Origin of the sequence: Flavobacterium rhizophilum, assembly GCF_046000485.1 — a bacterium.
GTDB lineage: Bacteria > Bacteroidota > Bacteroidia > Flavobacteriales > Flavobacteriaceae > Flavobacterium > Flavobacterium rhizophilum.
Genome location: NZ_JBELQB010000006.1, coordinates 187,185 through 205,545 on the forward strand (window position 1 = coordinate 187,185; position 18,361 = coordinate 205,545).

The following is an 18,361-nucleotide window of genomic DNA, read 5'->3' on the forward strand; positions in this document are numbered from 1 at the left end:
TCCCAAACCATAAAAAAAGGATGCTTAAGCATCCTTTTTTAGTATATCATTAATTCGGTTTATCACTGTTTGCGGCTTTATAGTACGCATGGCATCCTCATAGCCTTCCACTTTTTTATTACCGTAAATGGATGTTGGCAGTAACGGATATTTCTCCCTGTCAGATACCAACAGGTTTTCCTGTGGCTGATGGTAAGGGGCAAAACCGGCATAAGGATGCGTGGCTCCCCATAGTGTTACCGTTGCCACTCCCTGCATAGCTGCCATATGCGCATTACCGCTATCCATACTCAGCATAACATTGAGGTTACTAATAAGTTGCAGTTCCTGTTGTAACTTCAATTTTCCTGCAATCACCACTATGTTGCTAATATTATCAGCAAAAGAGTTTAATACCTCTATCTCTTTTGTCCCTCCGCCAAAAAGGAACAGTTTATACGATTTGTTTTCGGCTAAACCATTTATCACTTCCTGCATCAGGTCCTCCGGATATACCTTACCTTCATGTTGAGCAAAAGGAGCTATACCTATCCATTGTCCTGACTTTTCTCCTGTTACTGTTAGTACATCGGGTGTCAGTTCGTGTTTCTCAGGAAAAACAGGTACACTAATATCTATAGGGAAACCCAGTTGGGCAAACGTTTGTGCATGCCTTTCCACAATTGGGGTAAGCTGCTTAAATATTTTATTTTCGGCGCGGGTTAATGCTTTTTTCTCTTGCCTTGCCTTATCACTTGTAGCTGTTTTTATTCCGCTAAAGGCAAATAGTCTGGTTACTGTTTTAGAGCGCAGTACGTTGTGTAAATCGGCAACAGCATCAATATCTAGTTTTTTGAGCTCACGGTACAATTTTAAAAGCCCACCAAAGCCTTTATGCCTGCCTTTTACATCGGCTTCATAAAAACCTATATTAGGTATACCGTCAAAAAAGGGTTTGAAAAAACCTCTGGACAATACCGTGAATTTAACCTCAGGGTATTGTAAAGCTAAGGCTCTCAGCACCGGTACCGTCATAGCGACATCACCCATTGCAGAGAGCCTTATTACAAGTATATGTTTTATACCCGCCATATTGTGCAGGTTTTACTTTTTGTTTTGGTATAAAACAGGATTTAATTCTTCGTCGTTGTACATTTTCATTTGCTTGTACACTTTCATGAATTTGTCTCCGCTTTCAATATCTGCCAAAAGCTCATCAATAGCAGTGGAAAGATCTGTTCTCTGCTCTAAAAGAACATTTAGTTTTTCCTGGCATTTTGCAATGTGCTGAGGCGAAGCATCTGTACGGTTCACCTCTTCCTGCATATGGTATATTTTAAGAGCAAGGATAGAAAGCCTGTCTATAGCCCATGCCGGACTCTCAGAGTTTATTTTAGCGTTGTCTTTTACTGTAACATCCTGATATTTATTTAAAAAGTAGCTGTCAATATATTCTACCATATCAGTTCTTTCCTGGTTAGATGCATCAATCCTTCTCTTTAGTGCAAGTGCCGCTACCGGGTCAATTTGCGGATCACGGATAATATCTTCAAGATGCCATTGTACAGTGTCAATCCAGTTTTTGGCATATAGTAAATGCTCTATCTGATCCTTGCTGTAAGGATTATTAACAGGCTGGTCTACATTATCAAATTTGTGATAATCGTTTATACTTTGCTCAAAAATGGGAAATGCTATTTTAGAAAACATAGGGTTAAAATTTTATTTTACAAATATAGTTTTAATACTTTTATCCTGCTAATACTAATTTACAGCACTATGCATATACACTACCTTTCCCAAAATAACAGTGTACTAAACCATTTTTTGGCACAAATACGTGACGTTAATGTACAAAAGGATACTATGCGTTTCAGGAAGAACATAGAGCGTATAGGGGAAATTATGGCTTATGAAATAAGTAAAATACTGGATTATGCACCTGTTAGTATTACTACACCGCTCGGGACTAAGGATACCCAGTTTGTAAAAAAACCTGTGGTAATTTGTTCCATATTAAGGGCGGGGCTTACCCTTCATAACGGACTACTTAATTTTTTTGATGCTGCCGATAGCGGATTTGTGTCAGCCTACCGTTATCACCCTAATAATGACGATGAGTTTATTATACAAACCCAGTATCAGGCTGTGCCCAATCTTACAGGGAAAACACTCCTGCTAGCCGACCCAATGCTGGCAACAGGTCTCTCTTTAGAAGCTGTGTTTAAAAACCTTATGGCAACAAATAAGCCTGAAGAAATTCATATTGCGGTAGTAATTGCTGCACCCGAAGGTATAGCCCATTTACAGGAAACTTTACCGGATAATGTACATTTATGGGTTGCCGATAAAGATGAATACCTTAACAGTCACAAGTATATTGTTCCGGGATTGGGAGATGCAGGAGATCTTGCTTACGGAGAGCGTTTATAGCTGGGCAAAAAATAATCCTATTGATATTAATACAATAAATATTAATATACTCTCCTTTATCCACTTCACCTTTTGGCTTTCAATAAAGTTAGCTCCCATTATAGCCAGTGGTGCAAATGTAAATGCCAGAAAACTATTGTTCTTATTAGCAGAAAGCACGTATATAGCCACCCCTATAAGGAAAGAGAAAATCACTTTTTTGTAAGAGGAATGAAGGTTAATAGGCTTCGCAGAGAGCATGGCAACCTGCGCCACAACGAAAAGCACAGCTATTGATGAAAACAGGGCAAGTGCAATATTCTGATAAATATTTTCAAAATAAGTAAAGTCAAAGCTTGTGTTCATATCGGCATACAGGTCGTAGAACAATTCATTACCAAATAGTAATACCGTTAAAACATAAAGTGTAGCCGCCGAAAAAAAGGCTATAAAGGGTATTATCCAGTTACGGTAATCTCTGGAAACGTGAAAGACTATCGAAATAAATACCAGCAAAATGAAAATAATACACCAAAAATGAAAAAAACTTGCCACAAATATCCAGAAGGATGCATCAAATATTTTTTCCTTTGGGGTAATGAGTGACTGTAGCGATATAAGCCTCCTTAAAGCTAACAGTAAAAAGAAGTTTGCCAGTATAATTTTAGTGTTTACAAGTATAGTAGGAAACAGCACTAAAAATATGGTAAACAGAAACATAGCATAGGTGTTGTCCCGGCTTAATGAGTTCTTTCTGGTAATAAAATTTACAAGGAAAACCGAAAAAGCCAAAAGCAGATATAACCCCACTTTTTGCAGTATGAGTGAGAAATATTCTACCCAGTAAGTGTCTTTAAACAGGTATAAAAAATAGAATAAAGTTATCAGTATACCTATTAAAGCATAATTTATCGGCTTTGATTTATTAAAAACACTTGCCAGCATGTGAATATTTTATACTTTTGTGATTGTAAATATAATACTTGTTTAAAAATGAGAGCATTTTTTGAAGGAATAGATTATCTGTTTGTACACATACTATTTGCACCGCTTGACTTTATTAAAGACCTAGAGCTTAAAAACTGGTGGTTAGCAAACACAATAACCTGGATTTTTATCCTTATCTGCTGCGGGGCAACCTGGTACTGGATTCAGCAACTGAAAATTTTCAAAGCGAATCACGAAGATGACCAGGATACCACAGCACACTCTTTCTTATCATAGATCGAAACCTATATCTTTTCTAAAATATATCTTATCAAAATTTAGCTTGTCTATATTTTGATAAGATTTTTTTATGGCTTCCTTAAAGTCAGTACCATATGAAGTAACGGCAATTACACGGCCACCATTGGTCACCACATTTCCGTTATCATCTTTTGTTCCTGCGTGGAAAACAATAGAATCTTCTACCTTATCAAGGCCTGTTATAACTTTACCCTTTTCATAGTCTTCAGGGTATCCGCCCGAAACCAGCATAATTGTAGCAGCACTTCTTTCATCAATTTCAAAAGCAGTTTGTGCAAGCGTACCATTATGCAGTGCTTTGAAAGCTTCAACAAGATCTGATTTTACCCTTGGCATTACTACCTCAGTTTCCGGGTCACCCATTCTTACGTTGTACTCAATAACATAAGGATCGTTACCTACTTTTATAAGGCCTATGAAAACAAAACCTTTATAATCAATGTTTTCATTTTTAAATCCTTGTATAGTTGGCTTAACAATACGGGTTTCTATTTTCTCAAGGAATTCGGCATCTGCAAACGGAACCGGTGAAACAGCTCCCATACCTCCTGTATTAAGCCCTGTATCGCCTTCTCCAATACGTTTGTAGTCTTTAGCCATTGGTAACAGCTTGTAACTCTCTCCGTCTGTTAAAACGAAGCAGCTAAGCTCAATACCATCAAGGAACTCCTCTATAACTACCTTTGTACTCGCCTGACCGAATTTTGCATCTACAAGCATGTTTCTAAGCTCCTGTTGTGCTTCTGCAAGGTCGTTTATAATAAGTACACCCTTACCTGCCGCAAGTCCGTCTGCTTTAAGTACATATGGAGCTTTTAATGTAGTAAGGAAATCACAGCCCTTCTCTACAGTTTCTTTTGTAAAGCTTTCGTAAGCTGCTGTAGGGATGTTATTTTTAACAAGGAACTTTTTAGCAAATTCCTTACTCCCCTCAAGCTGTGCAGCATATTTTGACGGACCGATAACCGGAACGTTGCTAAGCTCACTGTCGTTTTTAAAATAATCATATACACCTTTTACCAGTGGGTCTTCCGGACCTACTACCACCATACCGATGTTTTCCTGCTGTACCAGTTTTTTTACAGCTTCAAAATCAGTAGGGTTTATATTTACATTATTTGCAATGGCCGATGTACCTGCGTTACCAGGTGCAACAAATAATTTAGAACACTGCGGGCTTTGCAGCATTTTCCAGGCCAGCGCGTGCTCTCTACCTCCAGATCCCAGTAATAAAATATTCATATGTTATTGCTTAATTATTGTGGTAAATACTAATAGGCTTTTTCTTCACCCTGAAAAATGTTTACCACCGTTTGTACTATAATTTTTAAATCCAGTAAAAGCGACCAGTTCTCAATATAAAAAACATCATACTTAATTCTGTTTATCATATCTTCATCAGTGCTTATTTCTCCTCTGTAACCCTTTACCTGTGCAAGGCCTGTAATACCCGGCTTTACATAAAGTCTTATAAGATATTTTTTTATACGCTTGCTGTACAGGTTATTTTGTGACCATAGGTGCGGCCTTGGCCCCACTACGCTCATTTCCCCAATAAGTACGTTTAGGAACTGTGGCATTTCGTCAATACTCGTTTTCCTCATAAAACGTCCTATGCGGGTAACCCTTGGGTCATTTTTTATAACCGACTCCTCTGTCGTTTTATTCAGTTTCATTGACCTGAACTTATAACAAAAGAACTCTTTTTCATTTATACCCGGCCTCCCCTGTTTAAAAAACACAGGTCCCGGTGATTCAAGTTTTATTATTAATGCCAGTATAGGTGTTAGCCATGTTAGCACAAAAATTATAACAAATAGCGAGAAGGCAATATCAAATAACCTTTTGGCTACTTTTGCCACCGGTTCATGTAGCGGTGTTTTTCTTAACGACAGTACCGGGAAAAACTCATAGTAGTCTACCCTTAGGTTTTTGGTAAATATCTCCTTTGTATCCGGGATAAACTTTACAACCTTGTCATTAATATCGGCAAACTCTACCAGTCTTTTAATCTGGTAATTGGTAATCTCGTTAAGTGAGCAATAAATCTCGTCTACGTTATTATCTATTGCAAAAGCTTCCACCTCTGCTATTTTTCCTTTTACCTCATCGTTATGCTTCCTGTCTGAAAAGAATCCAAGAAACCTATATCCGTACTCACCTTTTTGTTCAAAAAGCTCTTTTAATCTTAAAGCGTCGGGCGTGTAACCAATAATAACTGCCTTACGGTAATTACTACCCGTAACCACCCTGTATCTCTTTAAGTAATAAAACAATACAAATTTAAACAGTATTATGATTATAAATGCAGTAACGAGATATTTTGCTATAGCCTGACCACTAAATATAGCCTGTTTTGAAAACGGAAAAAAGGCAATAACCACCAGCAGGAACACTATACCCTGCCTTACAATTTTTACAATTATTTCGGTTAGGCTGGTAAATCGGTAAACTTCATAAAAGCCAAATATGTAAGCTATTATAAACCATGTAGCCAGCTGATAGACTCCAAAATAAAACTGGTTAATACCCAGTTCCCAAAAGAAATAAGGGAACAACAGGGTTAGGACCAATACATCAAATGCTATATTTATTGGCCTTATATATTTTGAATATCTCCTTTTTCCGGATGAAGTCATTAATTAGTATATATATCCTGAAAAATCTTTGTGTTCTTCCTTAAGCAGTTCGTCGTGTGTTAACGACTTAAAGTACTCGTAGGTTATTTTCATACCTTCAGCACGATCCACTTTAGGCTCCCAACCCAAAATTTCTCTTGCACGGGTTATATCGGGCTGTCTTTGCAACGGGTCGTTAATTGGTAACGGTTTATAAATAACTTTTTGTGTTGTACCGGTAAGTTTAATTATCTCTTCGGCAAAATCCCTTATGGTAATCTCATCCGGATTACCAATATTAACTGGATATACATAATCAGAATGTAATAGCCTGAAAATACCTTCTACCTGATCGTCTACATAACAAAACGACCTGGTTTGCATACCATCGCCAAAAACAGTTAAGTCTTCTCCTCTTAGTGCCTGACCGATAAATGCCGGAATTACCCTTCCGTCGTTTAACCTCATCCTTGGACCATAGGTATTAAATATCCTTACAATCCTGGTTTCAACTCCGTGAAAAGTATGGTAAGCCATAGTTATGGATTCCTGAAAACGTTTTGCCTCATCATATACACCTCTTGGCCCTATAGTGTTTACATTACCGTAGTAGTCCTCATTTTGCGGATGTACTAATGGATCACCATAAACTTCAGACGTAGAAGCGATAAGTATCCTTGCCTTTTTAACCCTTGCCAGCCCTAAAAGATTGTGTGTTCCCAACGATCCGACTTTAAGTGTTTGAATAGGGATTTTTAAATAATCTATGGGGCTTGCCGGTGATGCAAAGTGCAGGATATAATCCAGCTTATCGGGTACGTTTACAAACTTGGTAACGTCGTGATGATAGAACTCAAAGTTGGGAAGTTTGAAAAGATGCTCTATGTTTTTAAGATGGCCGGTAATAAGATTATCCATACCAATTACATAATAGCCTTCCTTAATAAACCTGTCACATAGATGAGATCCTAAAAAACCGGCTGCTCCTGTAATAAGTATTCTTTTCATCTTTAACTTCTTTCTTTTTCTATAACACTGGAATACAACTCTTTATTAAACAGGCAATACAAAACGGTAAAGAAAATAACGCCTCTTTGCCTCCATAAAAAAGATTCGGTCAAAAATAAGGCTATCATTATAAATGCGAAAGCAATATGAACAAAATCTTTATTGCTGAATCCGTTTTTAAGGTTAATCCCTAACATTGCTATCAAAACTAAAAAGCCTACAAGACCCAAATCGGCAAAAACCTCAATATACTGGTTATGAAAGTTAAGGCTGTTATAGCCTTTGTGGGTTTCGTCGCCCTTATACACATTATGCTCATCTCCCTTTTCCTTAATCCTGTTAAGAGAGGCATTAAGTCCATAACCGGTAAGAAAAACAGGATCTTCGTTCATCATTTCGGTAAAAATCCTTATTTGATAAACCCTGAAGGAGGTTCCGTTAAAATAATCATTTTGGGTAAAAGTATCTTTATTCCACGCTTCCTGTATGGAAATAGCATTGGTGCCTGATTCCCTTACGGTCATTTCGGTTCCGGGTTCCAGTTCTGATTTTATTCTTTCTCCTATTTTAGTGTAATATCCCGCTATGACAACTAATGCCGTAAAGGCTATCCCTATTGTCCATTTGGCCTTTTTAGTAATTCCCGACCAAAACAGTACATAAATCAGGATAAGGAAAATATCGGCCAGAAGTATATTTTTTGAAGACAGTAGGAAAACCATAATAAACAGTAGTCCAAAAGCCATATAGTCAATTCTCTTCTTATATTTTTTTACCAGGAAATAGAACAGTGCTACCGACAGGAATACCGAAACATAAATGGCATTTACATCTTTAGTAACCAGTTCGTGGTAAAAAAACACCGAAACATCTCCCGTACTAAAGTATTTACCAAAAGCTCTTATTACATAAAACAATGCATATACTATCATACCCCAGCTGTAAAACTTTAAAATGTCTTTTTGCTGTTTGGGCCAAAGCCTTGTAAAAGCAAATACTACCGGTAGTACCAGTAACGGAATTTCTTTGGAAAGTGCCTTTAGTGTGCATTTAAATTCAACCGACCATATAAGGGAAATACTCATTATGAGAAACAACAGTACAGGCAATGCCAAACTAAGACTAAAATTAAAATGCCTTTTTTTTGCCGTAAGCAGGGTGTAAACCACCAGTAATATTGTTGTTATACTACTAAACGCATAATTTAAGGGAATAGTAAGTAGTATAGTAACTACCAGAAAAACCAGCATTTTAGGGCTTGCTGAAGGCCTCTTATTTTTTGGTAAGGCATTTTTTGAAGAAGTGAAGATAGTCCCCATTAATTTTTTCCCAATTAAAGTCGTCTATTATTGCTTTATAGTTGTTTTCGATGGCCTGCAAATTATCACTTTTTTTTAACGTATTAACAATATTTGCGACTTCTTGTGGATTTGAAAAATAAAAAGCATTGTTTTTAAGAACTCCTTTATTAAAATCGTTATTGTTTGCTATTATAAAAGCCTTAGATGCCATGGCCTCTAAAAGCGACGGATTAGTACCGCCTACAGAGTGCCCGTGAAAGTAAAGGTTAGAGTAATACCTTAAATTATCCAAGTGGTTTATATTGTATATACCTCCCATAAAACGGATATGGCTGTGAGCTCCAAACTTGTTTTTTAAATAGGCTCCGTATTTTGTTTCATGCTTACCAATAACTAGTATTGGAGTTTTGTTTCCGCTTTGTACAACCCCTTCAAGCACCATGTCTATGTTGTTTTCGGGTTCAAAACGGGCCATTACCATGTTATAATTGCCTTTCTCTACATTATATTCCTTAATTACCGTTTCGTCGGGTTTTTCAAAAGGGTATGCCCCATAGGCAATATATTCTGATTCTTTGTTGTAACGGTTTTTTAAAGACTTCTGTATACCCAGTGAGTCGGCTACCAAATAATCGCTGCTTATAGCTGCCAGTCTTTCGGCAAACTTAAGGAACTGCCTTACCGGTGCCGAATATTTAGAACGTTTCCATTCCAAACCATCCATATTGCTAATTATAACCGATTTTTTAGGTAACAGGAAAAACCATATGGAACTACTGGTATACCCCAGTTGAAGGATAATGTCAAAATCTCTTTTTCGGGAGTCCATTATACAGTTATAATCATATATAAACTGCCCAAAAGTACCCATTTTATACTCCGGGTCATGTTTATGGATAATGTGTGCCCCCTTAAACATTTTTTCCTGATACGGGTGATTGTGAGAGTTATATACATATACTTCATGCCCTTTATCGGCCAGATAAACCGAAAAGTATTCTGCAAACTGTTCAAATCCCCCATAATAATTGGGAACACCTCTTGTACCTAGTATAGCTACTTTCATTATCACTTTTTAAGGTTGGCAAATATAAGCCTTTCCGTTACGCTTTTCTAATTGTTTAGCTTTCAGCTTCCAATACGCTATTGATACCGTTAAGATAATTTTGAAGCGAGAACAGCTCTTTAGCCCTGTTATAACCGTTTTCTCCAAACTCATTTCGCAGTTGCGGATTATCCATAAGTTTAATAAGCGCATCTGCAAGGGCTTTGTCGTCCAACGAATCTACCAGATAACCCGTTTGGTTATTCAATATTATTTCCTTTAACCCTCCAAGGTTTGAGGCTACAAGCGGTTTTTTTGCCAGCATGGCCTCGAGCCCTACCAAACCAAAAGACTCTGCTTCTGTAGAAGGCATCATTGCAATATCTGTAACATCCCAAATTTGTTTCAGGTTCTTTGTAAACGGTAGTATTGTTACTTTGTTTTCCAGTCTTTCCTCTTTGATAATTTCCCTTAGCTCCGTTTCATAATATTCCTGCCCCGGTACAGGAGACCCCACAAAAAACAACTTAGCATTACTTGTTTTTAAATATTTGGCAAATGCCGATACCGTCCATTTATGACCCTTTAAACGGCTTATCCTGCCTACAAGGGTAATCACCATATCTTCCTGAGTGAAACCGAAATCGGCTTTTGTAGCCACGGCACCAACCCTTTGTGACTCATCCAGACCGTTGTATACAACAACCATTTTAGATTGAAGTGTTGGTACCCTTTGCAGTAAATTATCTTTGGTGGCTAAAGAATTGCATATTACCTTATGTGCAGTTTTGTTTAAAAGCCTTGGATAGGCTTCTGCAAAAATTTTAGGATGGGCTATAATCTCATGTACATGCCATACATGTTTTATTTTTCTTTTACGGGCATAGAACATCCCTAATAAAACGGCCAATGTATTAGAATAAACCAAATCAAACCGATACTCGGTATTTAATTTATCTAAAAGGCTAACCCCTTTTTTTATGTCCTTAAAAAAACGGTACAGGTTTTTTGGGGTGAACATTTTACGGTATACTTTTAATACCGGAGCTGTTACGACCTTAATGTTTTCCTTTTCAAGTTCCTGTTTTAAAGGGCCTTCGCCGGGAAGTACAACAACCGGATAAAACTTTACCTTATCCATACTTTTAAGTAGCAGGAAAAGCATTTTATCTGAGCCATATAATTCGGCCGACTGATGTATTACCAAAATATTTTTCATGAAGTAATTTCCTTTCTTTCCCTTTCAGAAAAATACAGTAGTCCCCCCAAAAGAAATACAATAATGTCCCTATTGTTATAAATACCTGTAATGGTAATAGTGGTTACAAAAAATATTAAACCTGTAGCCGATACCATTACCGAAACAAATGTTTTATCCCTGTAAAGAAACCTATACCATCTGCCAAGCATAAAAAGATAGATTAACAGTCCTACAGTCCCTACTTTATAAAATATGTAAATATATCCGTTATGCAGTTCTGATATATACCTTATTCCTTTTCTTTCTCCTGTAAGCGGTGCAAAAAATCTAAGATTCACTAATGACCCGAATCCTGTACCATAAACAAAACTCCCCGGATGTTCTGTCATTAAATGCACTGCTCTTCCTGCCTCATAAGCCCTCCAGTGATCCCATAATTTCCTGTGATCATCCAGGTTTATATTGGTTTTATAAATCTCTTCGGGCGCTATTTTAACCTTATATAAAAACTGCTCAAAACCTTTTCCGTTCCTTCTTATGTTTGCTGTATGCAGATAAGCATAAAAGAGCCCTATAAAAACAAAAAGTCCAACTATAATACGTAAAGTTTTTTTAGTTATAATAGTATATCCAAAAACAGAGAGCGCCATAACTATAGCGAGTACTATCATGGTTCTTGAAAAATACAGCATACTGGAAATTGCTAAAACCAATAATGCCCCTGCCACATAAATGATATTATTGAATAACTTTTCGTTTGTATACCTGCGGTAAAACAGCAAAACAAAAATGGAGAATAGCTCAAGGAAGTTGTCCTTGGTAAATTCCCTAATCTCACTAATTGATCCTGTACCGGCAAGTACTTTAATAATCCCCAAATGTATTATTGCCGAAATTACTCCTGCGATAACTATTGTTTTAAAAAACAGGTGCGCATTGTCAATCCGGCGGTAAAACAAATACCCTATCAGCAAACCTGTTATAGGTTTAATGTAGTGTGATATATCCCTTATTACATCAAAGAACTGCGGCCTGTAAATAATAGCTCCCACAAAGCCTAAAACAAAAAGAAGAAAAAGAGGCTTTATCTGTTTAAGAAAGAAAACAGAAAATGCCGTTTTTTCCATAAACATGAAAATAGCAATAACAACAATTTGTATTACCAGATTAAGCTTAAATGAAGGCAGGTATAACTGTAGTAACAGCAATACCGTAAACAATGAGCTATAAAATTTTGCCGCGTTTATTTTCATTTGCCTAACCTATATTTAGCTTTAGTTTAAGTTGTTTTACTATAGCGTTTAATTGTAGCACAGCCAGTAAACCTGCTTTTTTAAGCCCGGTAAAATGCTTTTTTATAAATAGCCTGTGCCCTTTTACCAGCAACGGATTTCGGGATTTGTCAAACCCTACAAAATGAACAAATCCACACTGAGGCATAAAAACCCTTTTATAACCTTTTTGTTCTATTTTTTTGCAGAAATCAACATCCTCCACATACATAAAGTAATCTTCATCAAAACCGTTTATGGCTATATATAACTCTTTAGGCATAATTATAAACGACCCGCTTAACCAGTCTATTTCATAAACCTGCCTTGTAAAGTTTCCTGTCCTGAACTCTTCCCCCATATTAAACATTCTCTTAAAGAGAAAAGTACTCTCAATATCAGGAAATTTACCTACAGATGGCAGGTAATCCTTATTCCCATTCAGCATTTTAATCCCTGCTGCACCAACATCCTTGTTATTTTTTAAATAGGTAATTACAGGAGTGATATCATCCTGTAAAATGGTATCGTTATTAAACAATAAAAGGTATTCTCCTTTTGCATGCTTAACTGCCTCATTATTTCCTTTTCCAAAACCGTGATTTACCTTACTTTTTATAAGCACAACTTCCGGATAATGCTGCTCTATGTATGCACAACTTTCATCGGCAGAATTATTATCCAGTACAACAATCTCAAAAGAGATTCCTTTAATTCTGTCGTATAAAGAATCAAAACAGTCTTTAATATATTTTAGTCCGTTGTAATTTACAATTATGACAGAAAGTTCAGGGTTCATCGGGTTATTTTAATATTTAAGCAAATGTATAAAAGCCAAGCATCTTTTTCATATAAAAAAGGCTTATCACATTTAACAGCGCATTAGTAGCCACACTTGCTATTGCTGCACCGTTTATTCCGTAAACAGGTATAAGCAGGTAATTAAGGGAAATATTTGCCAAAAAACAAACTACAGTTATGTTTCTAAACACTTTTTCATTACCCGTCATGTTTAAAATCTGATCGGTATTACCACACATGGCACTAAATAAAATACCGGCAGAAATTATAATAAGGGTGCTTTTTCCAGCAATTGCCTCTTCTCCAAAAAAAGACAAAATATAACTGCTTAACCCTACAATACCGGCAACAATAGGTACAGTCGTGAAAATAATAAGCCTTGTAGATTTATGGATAAATTTTTTTAATCCCGATAGGTCTCCCTTTCCATAAAGTTCGGCCATTTTAGGCATCATAATAATATTAACCGTAACAATGACAAGGAAGCCCAATGTACCTATTTTATAAGCAATATTATAAATACCTACCTCATCCTCATCTACCATCATACCAAGCATTATCAAATCGGTCCAGTTTAACAGGTACAGCATAAGTCCGCTAAAGAGTAACGGCCATGCCGTTTTAACAAGCGCCCCCGATGACAATGGTGTATCTACTGTTTTCGGTTTTATTTCAAAAACCATAAAAGCCTCTGTAATAACTACAATTAACATACTTATCGCAAAAGCAATAAAGGTATAGTGTTCGGGCATTTTTAAGATATAAAACAGGTAGAGGAATGCCAGCAACAGTAAATTAGGCAACCCAAACATGAAAACATTATATAGTTTAAATTTTTTGACCGATATAAAGAAAAACAAAAACAGTTCGTGGAAAATAAACAATGGCAGTACAAGGCAAATCACTACAAAGTAATTGGAAAGCACATCGCTTTTAAATATGGTCTCAGATAAAAACCCAGCTCCGAAGAAAAAGAACATTACCGGTACTATCGAGAATACTAAAGTAATTTTAAGTCCTTTTATAAGCAGTTTTTTTGCCTGTAAGTACGTATAACTGTTATTCCCTACAATTTTTACCAATGCCGATGGTATGCCTAATGCAAACACGAGTGCTGTTGCCTGCGCTATAGTAAACGCTAAGGAATAATTACCAAAAACACCAACGCTGAAAAGCCTTGAGATAAGCATTGTTGCCAAAAATGAAGTTCCCAACCCGAACAATCGGAAAATAAACCCGATGCCGGAAGTAGAGATCATTTTTTTAAAATTTACAGACTCCATTTATACAACGCCTATTAATAACTTATATTTATTTTCTTATCGGTAAGCATATAGCTTTCTGTATTCTGTATCTTATCTGTTAGATATAAACCTATGGCATACTCTCCCTGTTCAAGGTTATTTTTATCTGTAGAAAACTCAAACCCTGAATAATTAAGATCCCTTTTATCGAAAAACTGACCCACATCAGGTCTTAAACGTTTTCCTGCCGTAAATATAGCCGTATCTTTTTTTATTAAAACAACCCTGACTTTTGTATTCAAAGAAGCGGTATTTTCTAAAAATGCCCAACCGGATATCCTGATATTATTACCGAATATGTCAATATTCTCAACATTACACTTCAGTTTTCCATTTTCTTTCGCTTTTAAATTGGTTACAGTAGTTTCCTGATTGTCCTCTTTATGTTTTAACTGATAATTATTTGCCCAGCAATCAAAAAGCTTCACATCATCCTGCAATATAAAATGCCTCTTTAAAAATGCCTCTTTGTCCGGCGAAAGATTATACTGCCTGCCATGGGCATCGGTATACCAAAAAGATTCAAGATGTAATGAATCCTTTTGCAGTTTACCTACATACTCTTCCAATGAAGCTCCCGCAATAGGGTAATGTAATTTATTGTTGTTTAAAAAATAATTATAATACCATTTAAGGCTGGTTATAACCTTTTGGTTTTGGTTACTGTTGTTTGCAATGTAACTGGTTATTTCCCTAAACTGGGTTTTATTTATTCTTGTATAATAGTTGTTGAATGTAACCGTATTTATAACTGAAAAAGCAGAAATAGCCAGTACAATACCATAGCAAAAATAAGTGTTCTTTACTTTTGAAAGTGGTAAAGCCGCTAAAAGTATAATTGCCGGCAAGCTAAGTATAAAATACCTGCTTATCATTACCGATGGTGAGAGATATGATTTTATTAAAGGCAGTAAAACTGTTATTAACAGCCAGGATATAAGTACTATTATACTAAAAGACGTACTTAACCCCATACTACCCTTTAGAGACTTTCTTTTTTTAAATAAAAAAGCTATACTAATTATTACCAGTAAAATTACGGTAAATAATATACGTTTTGAATATCCGAAAATTTCAAAAAAAATGAGATATACCGTATCATTTTGAGGATCTGGTATCCAAAATTCTTTAATACTTATAACCTTAAGGAATATAGGTAGTAATGGTAATAAAAACAACAATATTAAAAAGCCTGCTATAAGTTGGTTTCTAAACAACCTGCCTCTTTGCTCCCTGCCTGCCAAAAATAAGAGCAATAAAAAAATGAAACACTGAGCCATGACTGCAAATAGTCCAAAAAAATGAAAGTGTATCATTAATGCCGTAAACAGGGCATAATAAAAGGCATTTTTAAGATTTGGGGTCTCTGTAAGAAACATAAGCCTGTAAAAGGAGAGTATGGTAAACAGTTCAAAAAAAATATAAGGCCTTACTTCCTGAGAGTAATACAAATGAAAATAAGTTACACTTAATAAAAGAGCAGCTATTTCACCCGTACGTTTATTAAAAAGCTTTTGCCCTAAAAGATAAATGGCATAAATACACAGTGCCCCTCCCATTGCCGAAAAAGCTCTTGCTACTAAAGTTGTGTATCCAAATACTTTAAAAACAAAATAAAGAAGGTAATAGTATAAAGGGGGTATTTGCTCGCTTGTGGTTACAGAAAGGTAAACGTTTCTGAAACTTTGCATTGGAGAAGCCTCATTCATAGAATGAATTTCATCCAGCCATACACTTTGTAAATCAAGTTTATAAAAGCCCAGAACTATCGCTGTAACTAAAGCTAATAGTAACAAAGGAGACTGTTTTATAAACCGAAGATGTTTCATTGATTTATTGGATATCATCTATATAATCGAGGTACTTTTTAATGTTTGGGCTGTCGGTGTTTTTCCTGGAGCTTAACTGCAAAAGCAACACGATTAATGTTACCGAAAACAGCTGAACTATAATTCCCGATATTATTAATATCAAACTTGATGCCCACCCCGGAATAGCATTATCTGTAAATAGTTTTTGGAAAAGTATATAAATAACCCCTACAAAACATATCAGCATACCATATATGGAAAACTTGAGTATTCTTACTGAAATAGAATCAAAATAAACCGCTATAGAGCTTAAACCGTGCAAAACAAGGCTATTAAAATTCATTTTTGATGTACCCGAATACCTTTTCCCCCTGTCAATAAGAATCTTATCATACGGTAGCTTTGAGTGCATTATAGCGCCCGAATAGTGGTTCCATATATTATTTAATGCAACTGTTTTTTTTAGGTATGCAGAAGGAATTGCACTGTAATTACCAAAACTTATTCGTTGCCCTGTTAATAATTTAAATAGTTTCTTGTAAAGAAAATATCCGGCTTTAAACAATTGTGATTCTTCCCTTTTTTTCCTTTCTGCAAAAACTATTGTATTACTTTCAGTGCATTTTTTTAAAAGTAAAGGGATGTCTTCGGGGCGATCTTCTCCGTCACTATCCAGTACAATAACCATGTCATAATCGTTAACCTCATTATAAACATATTGTAGCCCTACAGCAATAGCCCTTTGATGACCAACGTTCACCTTAAGGTTAATGATTTTTACCTTTTCTGAAAAAAAGACAGCATCTTCGGGAAAGGTTACCGATCCATCATTTACAATAACAATATTAAATATAAATTCACTGTGCGTGTTTTCAAGTTGTTTTATTTTATTAACTAAAACAGAACAACTTTGCCAGTCGTTATATAGAGGCGTAACACAGTAAATTTTTTGCATGCCTGTTACTTATATGGTTGTAAAGATTTTTCCCAGCTATTTATTTGTATATCAAATGTATATTTTATTTTACTTTTATCCAAAACACTATACTGCGGGCGTTTTGCCGGAGTAGGATATGCCGATGTTGGTATAGGTTTTAAATCTATAGCCACATTATTGGTTTCAAAAATCTGTTTGGCAAAACCATACCAAGTAGTTTCTCCTTCATTACTGTAATGGTAAATACCATAAGCTGCTTTACCGCTTTCTATAATTTTTAGCACCGCTTCTGCCAAATCAACTGCATTAGTAGGAGTTCCTTTCTGATCATCAATAACCCCTAGCGAATCCCTTTCGGCAGCCAGTCTCAACATGGTTTTCATAAAGTTATTGGCAAACTGGGAGTACAACCATGAAGTTCTTACAATATAATATTCCTTGAGTGCCTTTTCAATTTCCTGTTCACCCTGCCTTTTGGTAAGCCCGTACACTCCCTGCGGATTTGTATTATCCTCTTCAGTATAGGGTGTTGATTTTGTTCCGTCAAAAACAAAATCGGTAGAGATATGTATCAACTTAGCGCCTTCTGAACTGCAAACCTCAGCAAGATTTTTAGCTCCGTTAACATTAACTGCATAAGCCTGTTCCTTATCGGTTTCAGCCTTATCGACAGCAGTATAAGCCGCAGCATTAATACAATAATCAGGCTTTACTTCTTTAAACAGCTTTTCAAGCGCAGCCTTATTCGTAATATCACCCTCTTTACTATCGGCATAATAAAAAGAAAGCGAACTGTGACTAGCCGCTATATGCTTAATACTTTGCCCTAACTGGCCCGATGCTCCTGTAACTAATACTACCATATTGACCTTGCATTTTTAAGGTTAGGAAGAATCTTATCCTTGTCTGATATAATCAGTTTTTCTGTTGGCAATTGCCAGTCAATATTCAGTTCAGGGTCATTGAACAATATTCCCCCTTCAGATTCCTTATTGTAAAAATTATCGCATTTGTAAAAAAACGATGCCGTTTCACTCAATACTATAAAACCGTGAGCAAAACCTCTGGGAACAAAAAGCTGTTTTTTATTTTCTGCTGTTAGTAATACCGCAACATGCTCTCCATAGGTAGCCGATCCCGGTCTCACGTCTACGGCAACATCCAGCACCTCACCTTCAAGTACCCTTACCAGTTTAGCCTGAGCATGCTCGCCTGTTTGGTAATGCAGTCCCCTTAGCACTCCTTTTGTAGAGTGCGACTGATTATCTTGTACAAAGTGTACCTTTTGCCCGGTTTGTTCCTCAAAACGCGCTTCATTATAACTTTCCATAAAATAGCCCCTGTCGTCATAAAAAACATTAGGTTCTATTATAAAACATCCTTCAAGTTTTGTAGGTATTGCAGTCATTTATTTAATATATTTTG

At 36.2% G+C, this 18,361-nt stretch carries 18 protein-coding genes; 2 read left to right on the forward strand and 16 right to left on the reverse strand.

From position 1 onward, the window contains the following. Nucleotides 1-24 precede the first annotated feature (24 nt). Nucleotides 25-1,071 (reverse strand): glycosyltransferase family 9 protein, encoded by a 1,047-nt coding sequence (locus ABS768_RS09675; RefSeq protein WP_408074765.1) that lies wholly within the window; start codon nt 1,069-1,071, stop codon nt 25-27. Nucleotides 1,072-1,083: 12 nt separating this feature from the next. After that, entirely contained in the window at nt 1,084-1,689 is a 606-nt protein-coding gene (locus ABS768_RS09680) for a DUF4254 domain-containing protein (protein WP_408074766.1), read from the reverse strand. A gap of 69 nt (nt 1,690-1,758) precedes the next feature. Here ABS768_RS09680 and upp point away from each other — a divergent pair, with 69 nt between their 5' ends. Next, on the forward strand, nt 1,759-2,412 hold the full coding sequence (gene upp, locus ABS768_RS09685; RefSeq protein WP_408074767.1) for a uracil phosphoribosyltransferase: 654 nt from the start codon (nt 1,759-1,761) through the stop codon (nt 2,410-2,412). On the opposite strand, the gene ABS768_RS09690 is transcribed toward upp, so the two are convergent. Continuing rightward, on the reverse strand, nt 2,407-3,336 hold the full coding sequence (locus ABS768_RS09690; RefSeq protein WP_408074768.1) for a DUF6427 family protein: 930 nt from the start codon (nt 3,334-3,336) through the stop codon (nt 2,407-2,409). The genes upp and ABS768_RS09690 overlap by 6 nt on opposite strands. 48 nt (nt 3,337-3,384) lie before the next feature. On the opposite strand from ABS768_RS09690, the gene ABS768_RS09695 reads away from it, so the two are divergent. Next, complete coding sequence (locus ABS768_RS09695) at nt 3,385-3,615, forward strand: DUF6341 family protein (RefSeq protein WP_408074769.1); 231 nt, start codon at nt 3,385-3,387, stop codon at nt 3,613-3,615. Here the strand turns inward: ABS768_RS09695 and purD are convergent. From purD to rfbC, 13 genes are read right to left on the reverse strand one after another with little or no spacing between them, the layout of a single operon-like run. Next, nucleotides 3,610-4,881 carry a phosphoribosylamine--glycine ligase gene (gene purD / locus ABS768_RS09700; protein ID WP_408074770.1) on the reverse strand — a complete coding sequence of 424 codons (1,272 nt, stop codon included), beginning with the start codon at nt 4,879-4,881 and terminating at the stop codon, nt 3,610-3,612. The genes ABS768_RS09695 and purD overlap by 6 nt on opposite strands. Before the next feature lie 29 nt (nt 4,882-4,910). Further along, complete coding sequence (locus tag ABS768_RS09705) at nt 4,911-6,278, reverse strand: undecaprenyl-phosphate glucose phosphotransferase (protein WP_408074771.1); 1,368 nt, start codon at nt 6,276-6,278, stop codon at nt 4,911-4,913. A 3-nt stretch (nt 6,279-6,281) separates the two neighbouring features. Next, a complete protein-coding gene (locus ABS768_RS09710) occupies nt 6,282-7,265 on the reverse strand; it encodes a UDP-glucuronic acid decarboxylase family protein (RefSeq protein ID WP_408074772.1) in 984 nt (327 codons plus the stop codon). 2 nt (nt 7,266-7,267) lie between these two features. Continuing rightward, nucleotides 7,268-8,584, reverse strand: a complete 1,317-nt coding sequence (locus ABS768_RS09715) for an O-antigen ligase family protein (RefSeq protein ID WP_408074773.1) — start codon at nt 8,582-8,584, stop codon at nt 7,268-7,270. Next, nucleotides 8,538-9,632 carry a DUF1972 domain-containing protein gene (locus ABS768_RS09720; protein WP_408074774.1) on the reverse strand — a complete coding sequence of 365 codons (1,095 nt, stop codon included), beginning with the start codon at nt 9,630-9,632 and terminating at the stop codon, nt 8,538-8,540. The genes ABS768_RS09715 and ABS768_RS09720 overlap by 47 nt, the downstream gene beginning before the upstream one ends. A 55-nt stretch (nt 9,633-9,687) precedes the next feature. Beyond that, nucleotides 9,688-10,830 carry a glycosyltransferase family 4 protein gene (locus ABS768_RS09725; RefSeq protein ID WP_408074775.1) on the reverse strand — a complete coding sequence of 381 codons (1,143 nt, stop codon included), beginning with the start codon at nt 10,828-10,830 and terminating at the stop codon, nt 9,688-9,690. After that, nucleotides 10,827-12,065 carry an O-antigen ligase family protein gene (locus tag ABS768_RS09730; RefSeq protein ID WP_408074776.1) on the reverse strand — a complete coding sequence of 413 codons (1,239 nt, stop codon included), beginning with the start codon at nt 12,063-12,065 and terminating at the stop codon, nt 10,827-10,829. The genes ABS768_RS09725 and ABS768_RS09730 overlap by 4 nt, the downstream gene beginning before the upstream one ends. Nucleotides 12,066-12,069: 4 nt before the next feature. After that, on the reverse strand, nt 12,070-12,882 hold the full coding sequence (locus ABS768_RS09735) for a glycosyltransferase family 2 protein (protein WP_408074777.1): 813 nt from the start codon (nt 12,880-12,882) through the stop codon (nt 12,070-12,072). A gap of 16 nt (nt 12,883-12,898) precedes the next feature. Beyond that, complete coding sequence (locus tag ABS768_RS09740; RefSeq protein WP_408074778.1) at nt 12,899-14,143, reverse strand: flippase; 1,245 nt, start codon at nt 14,141-14,143, stop codon at nt 12,899-12,901. A gap of 38 nt (nt 14,144-14,181) precedes the next feature. After that, the gene (locus ABS768_RS09745; protein ID WP_408074779.1) at nt 14,182-16,017 is read right to left on the reverse strand and encodes a glycosyltransferase family 39 protein; all 1,836 of its coding nucleotides are present in this window, start codon (nt 16,015-16,017) and stop codon (nt 14,182-14,184) included. 4 nt (nt 16,018-16,021) lie between these two features. Continuing rightward, nucleotides 16,022-16,954 (reverse strand): glycosyltransferase, encoded by a 933-nt coding sequence (locus tag ABS768_RS09750; RefSeq protein ID WP_408074780.1) that lies wholly within the window; start codon nt 16,952-16,954, stop codon nt 16,022-16,024. Nucleotides 16,955-16,959: 5 nt separating this feature from the next. Further along, complete coding sequence (gene rfbD, locus ABS768_RS09755; protein ID WP_408074781.1) at nt 16,960-17,799, reverse strand: dTDP-4-dehydrorhamnose reductase; 840 nt, start codon at nt 17,797-17,799, stop codon at nt 16,960-16,962. Continuing rightward, the gene (gene rfbC, locus ABS768_RS09760) at nt 17,793-18,344 is read right to left on the reverse strand and encodes a dTDP-4-dehydrorhamnose 3,5-epimerase (protein ID WP_408074782.1); all 552 of its coding nucleotides are present in this window, start codon (nt 18,342-18,344) and stop codon (nt 17,793-17,795) included. Before rfbC ends, rfbD begins: the two co-directional genes overlap by 7 nt. Between the last annotated feature and the right edge of the window lie 17 nt (nt 18,345-18,361).

What these genes read in the sequence shown, in the direction of transcription:
- ABS768_RS09675 (WP_408074765.1), bottom strand. Translation starts at nt 1,071, where the DNA reads ATGGCGGGTATAAAACATATACTTGTAATAAGGCTCTCTGCAATGGGT.
- ABS768_RS09680 (WP_408074766.1), bottom strand. Translation starts at nt 1,689, where the DNA reads ATGTTTTCTAAAATAGCATTTCCCATTTTTGAGCAAAGTATAAACGAT.
- upp (WP_408074767.1), top strand. Translation starts at nt 1,759, where the DNA reads ATGCATATACACTACCTTTCCCAAAATAACAGTGTACTAAACCATTTT.
- ABS768_RS09690 (WP_408074768.1), bottom strand. Translation starts at nt 3,336, where the DNA reads ATGCTGGCAAGTGTTTTTAATAAATCAAAGCCGATAAATTATGCTTTA.
- ABS768_RS09695 (WP_408074769.1), top strand. Translation starts at nt 3,385, where the DNA reads ATGAGAGCATTTTTTGAAGGAATAGATTATCTGTTTGTACACATACTA.
- purD (WP_408074770.1), bottom strand. Translation starts at nt 4,881, where the DNA reads ATGAATATTTTATTACTGGGATCTGGAGGTAGAGAGCACGCGCTGGCC.
- ABS768_RS09705 (WP_408074771.1), bottom strand. Translation starts at nt 6,278, where the DNA reads ATGACTTCATCCGGAAAAAGGAGATATTCAAAATATATAAGGCCAATA.
- ABS768_RS09710 (WP_408074772.1), bottom strand. Translation starts at nt 7,265, where the DNA reads ATGAAAAGAATACTTATTACAGGAGCAGCCGGTTTTTTAGGATCTCAT.
- ABS768_RS09715 (WP_408074773.1), bottom strand. Translation starts at nt 8,584, where the DNA reads ATGGGGACTATCTTCACTTCTTCAAAAAATGCCTTACCAAAAAATAAG.
- ABS768_RS09720 (WP_408074774.1), bottom strand. Translation starts at nt 9,632, where the DNA reads ATGAAAGTAGCTATACTAGGTACAAGAGGTGTTCCCAATTATTATGGG.
- ABS768_RS09725 (WP_408074775.1), bottom strand. Translation starts at nt 10,830, where the DNA reads ATGAAAAATATTTTGGTAATACATCAGTCGGCCGAATTATATGGCTCA.
- ABS768_RS09730 (WP_408074776.1), bottom strand. Translation starts at nt 12,065, where the DNA reads ATGAAAATAAACGCGGCAAAATTTTATAGCTCATTGTTTACGGTATTG.
- ABS768_RS09735 (WP_408074777.1), bottom strand. Translation starts at nt 12,882, where the DNA reads ATGAACCCTGAACTTTCTGTCATAATTGTAAATTACAACGGACTAAAA.
- ABS768_RS09740 (WP_408074778.1), bottom strand. Translation starts at nt 14,143, where the DNA reads ATGATCTCTACTTCCGGCATCGGGTTTATTTTCCGATTGTTCGGGTTG.
- ABS768_RS09745 (WP_408074779.1), bottom strand. Translation starts at nt 16,017, where the DNA reads ATGAAACATCTTCGGTTTATAAAACAGTCTCCTTTGTTACTATTAGCT.
- ABS768_RS09750 (WP_408074780.1), bottom strand. Translation starts at nt 16,954, where the DNA reads ATGCAAAAAATTTACTGTGTTACGCCTCTATATAACGACTGGCAAAGT.
- rfbD (WP_408074781.1), bottom strand. Translation starts at nt 17,799, where the DNA reads ATGGTAGTATTAGTTACAGGAGCATCGGGCCAGTTAGGGCAAAGTATT.
- rfbC (WP_408074782.1), bottom strand. Translation starts at nt 18,344, where the DNA reads ATGACTGCAATACCTACAAAACTTGAAGGATGTTTTATAATAGAACCT.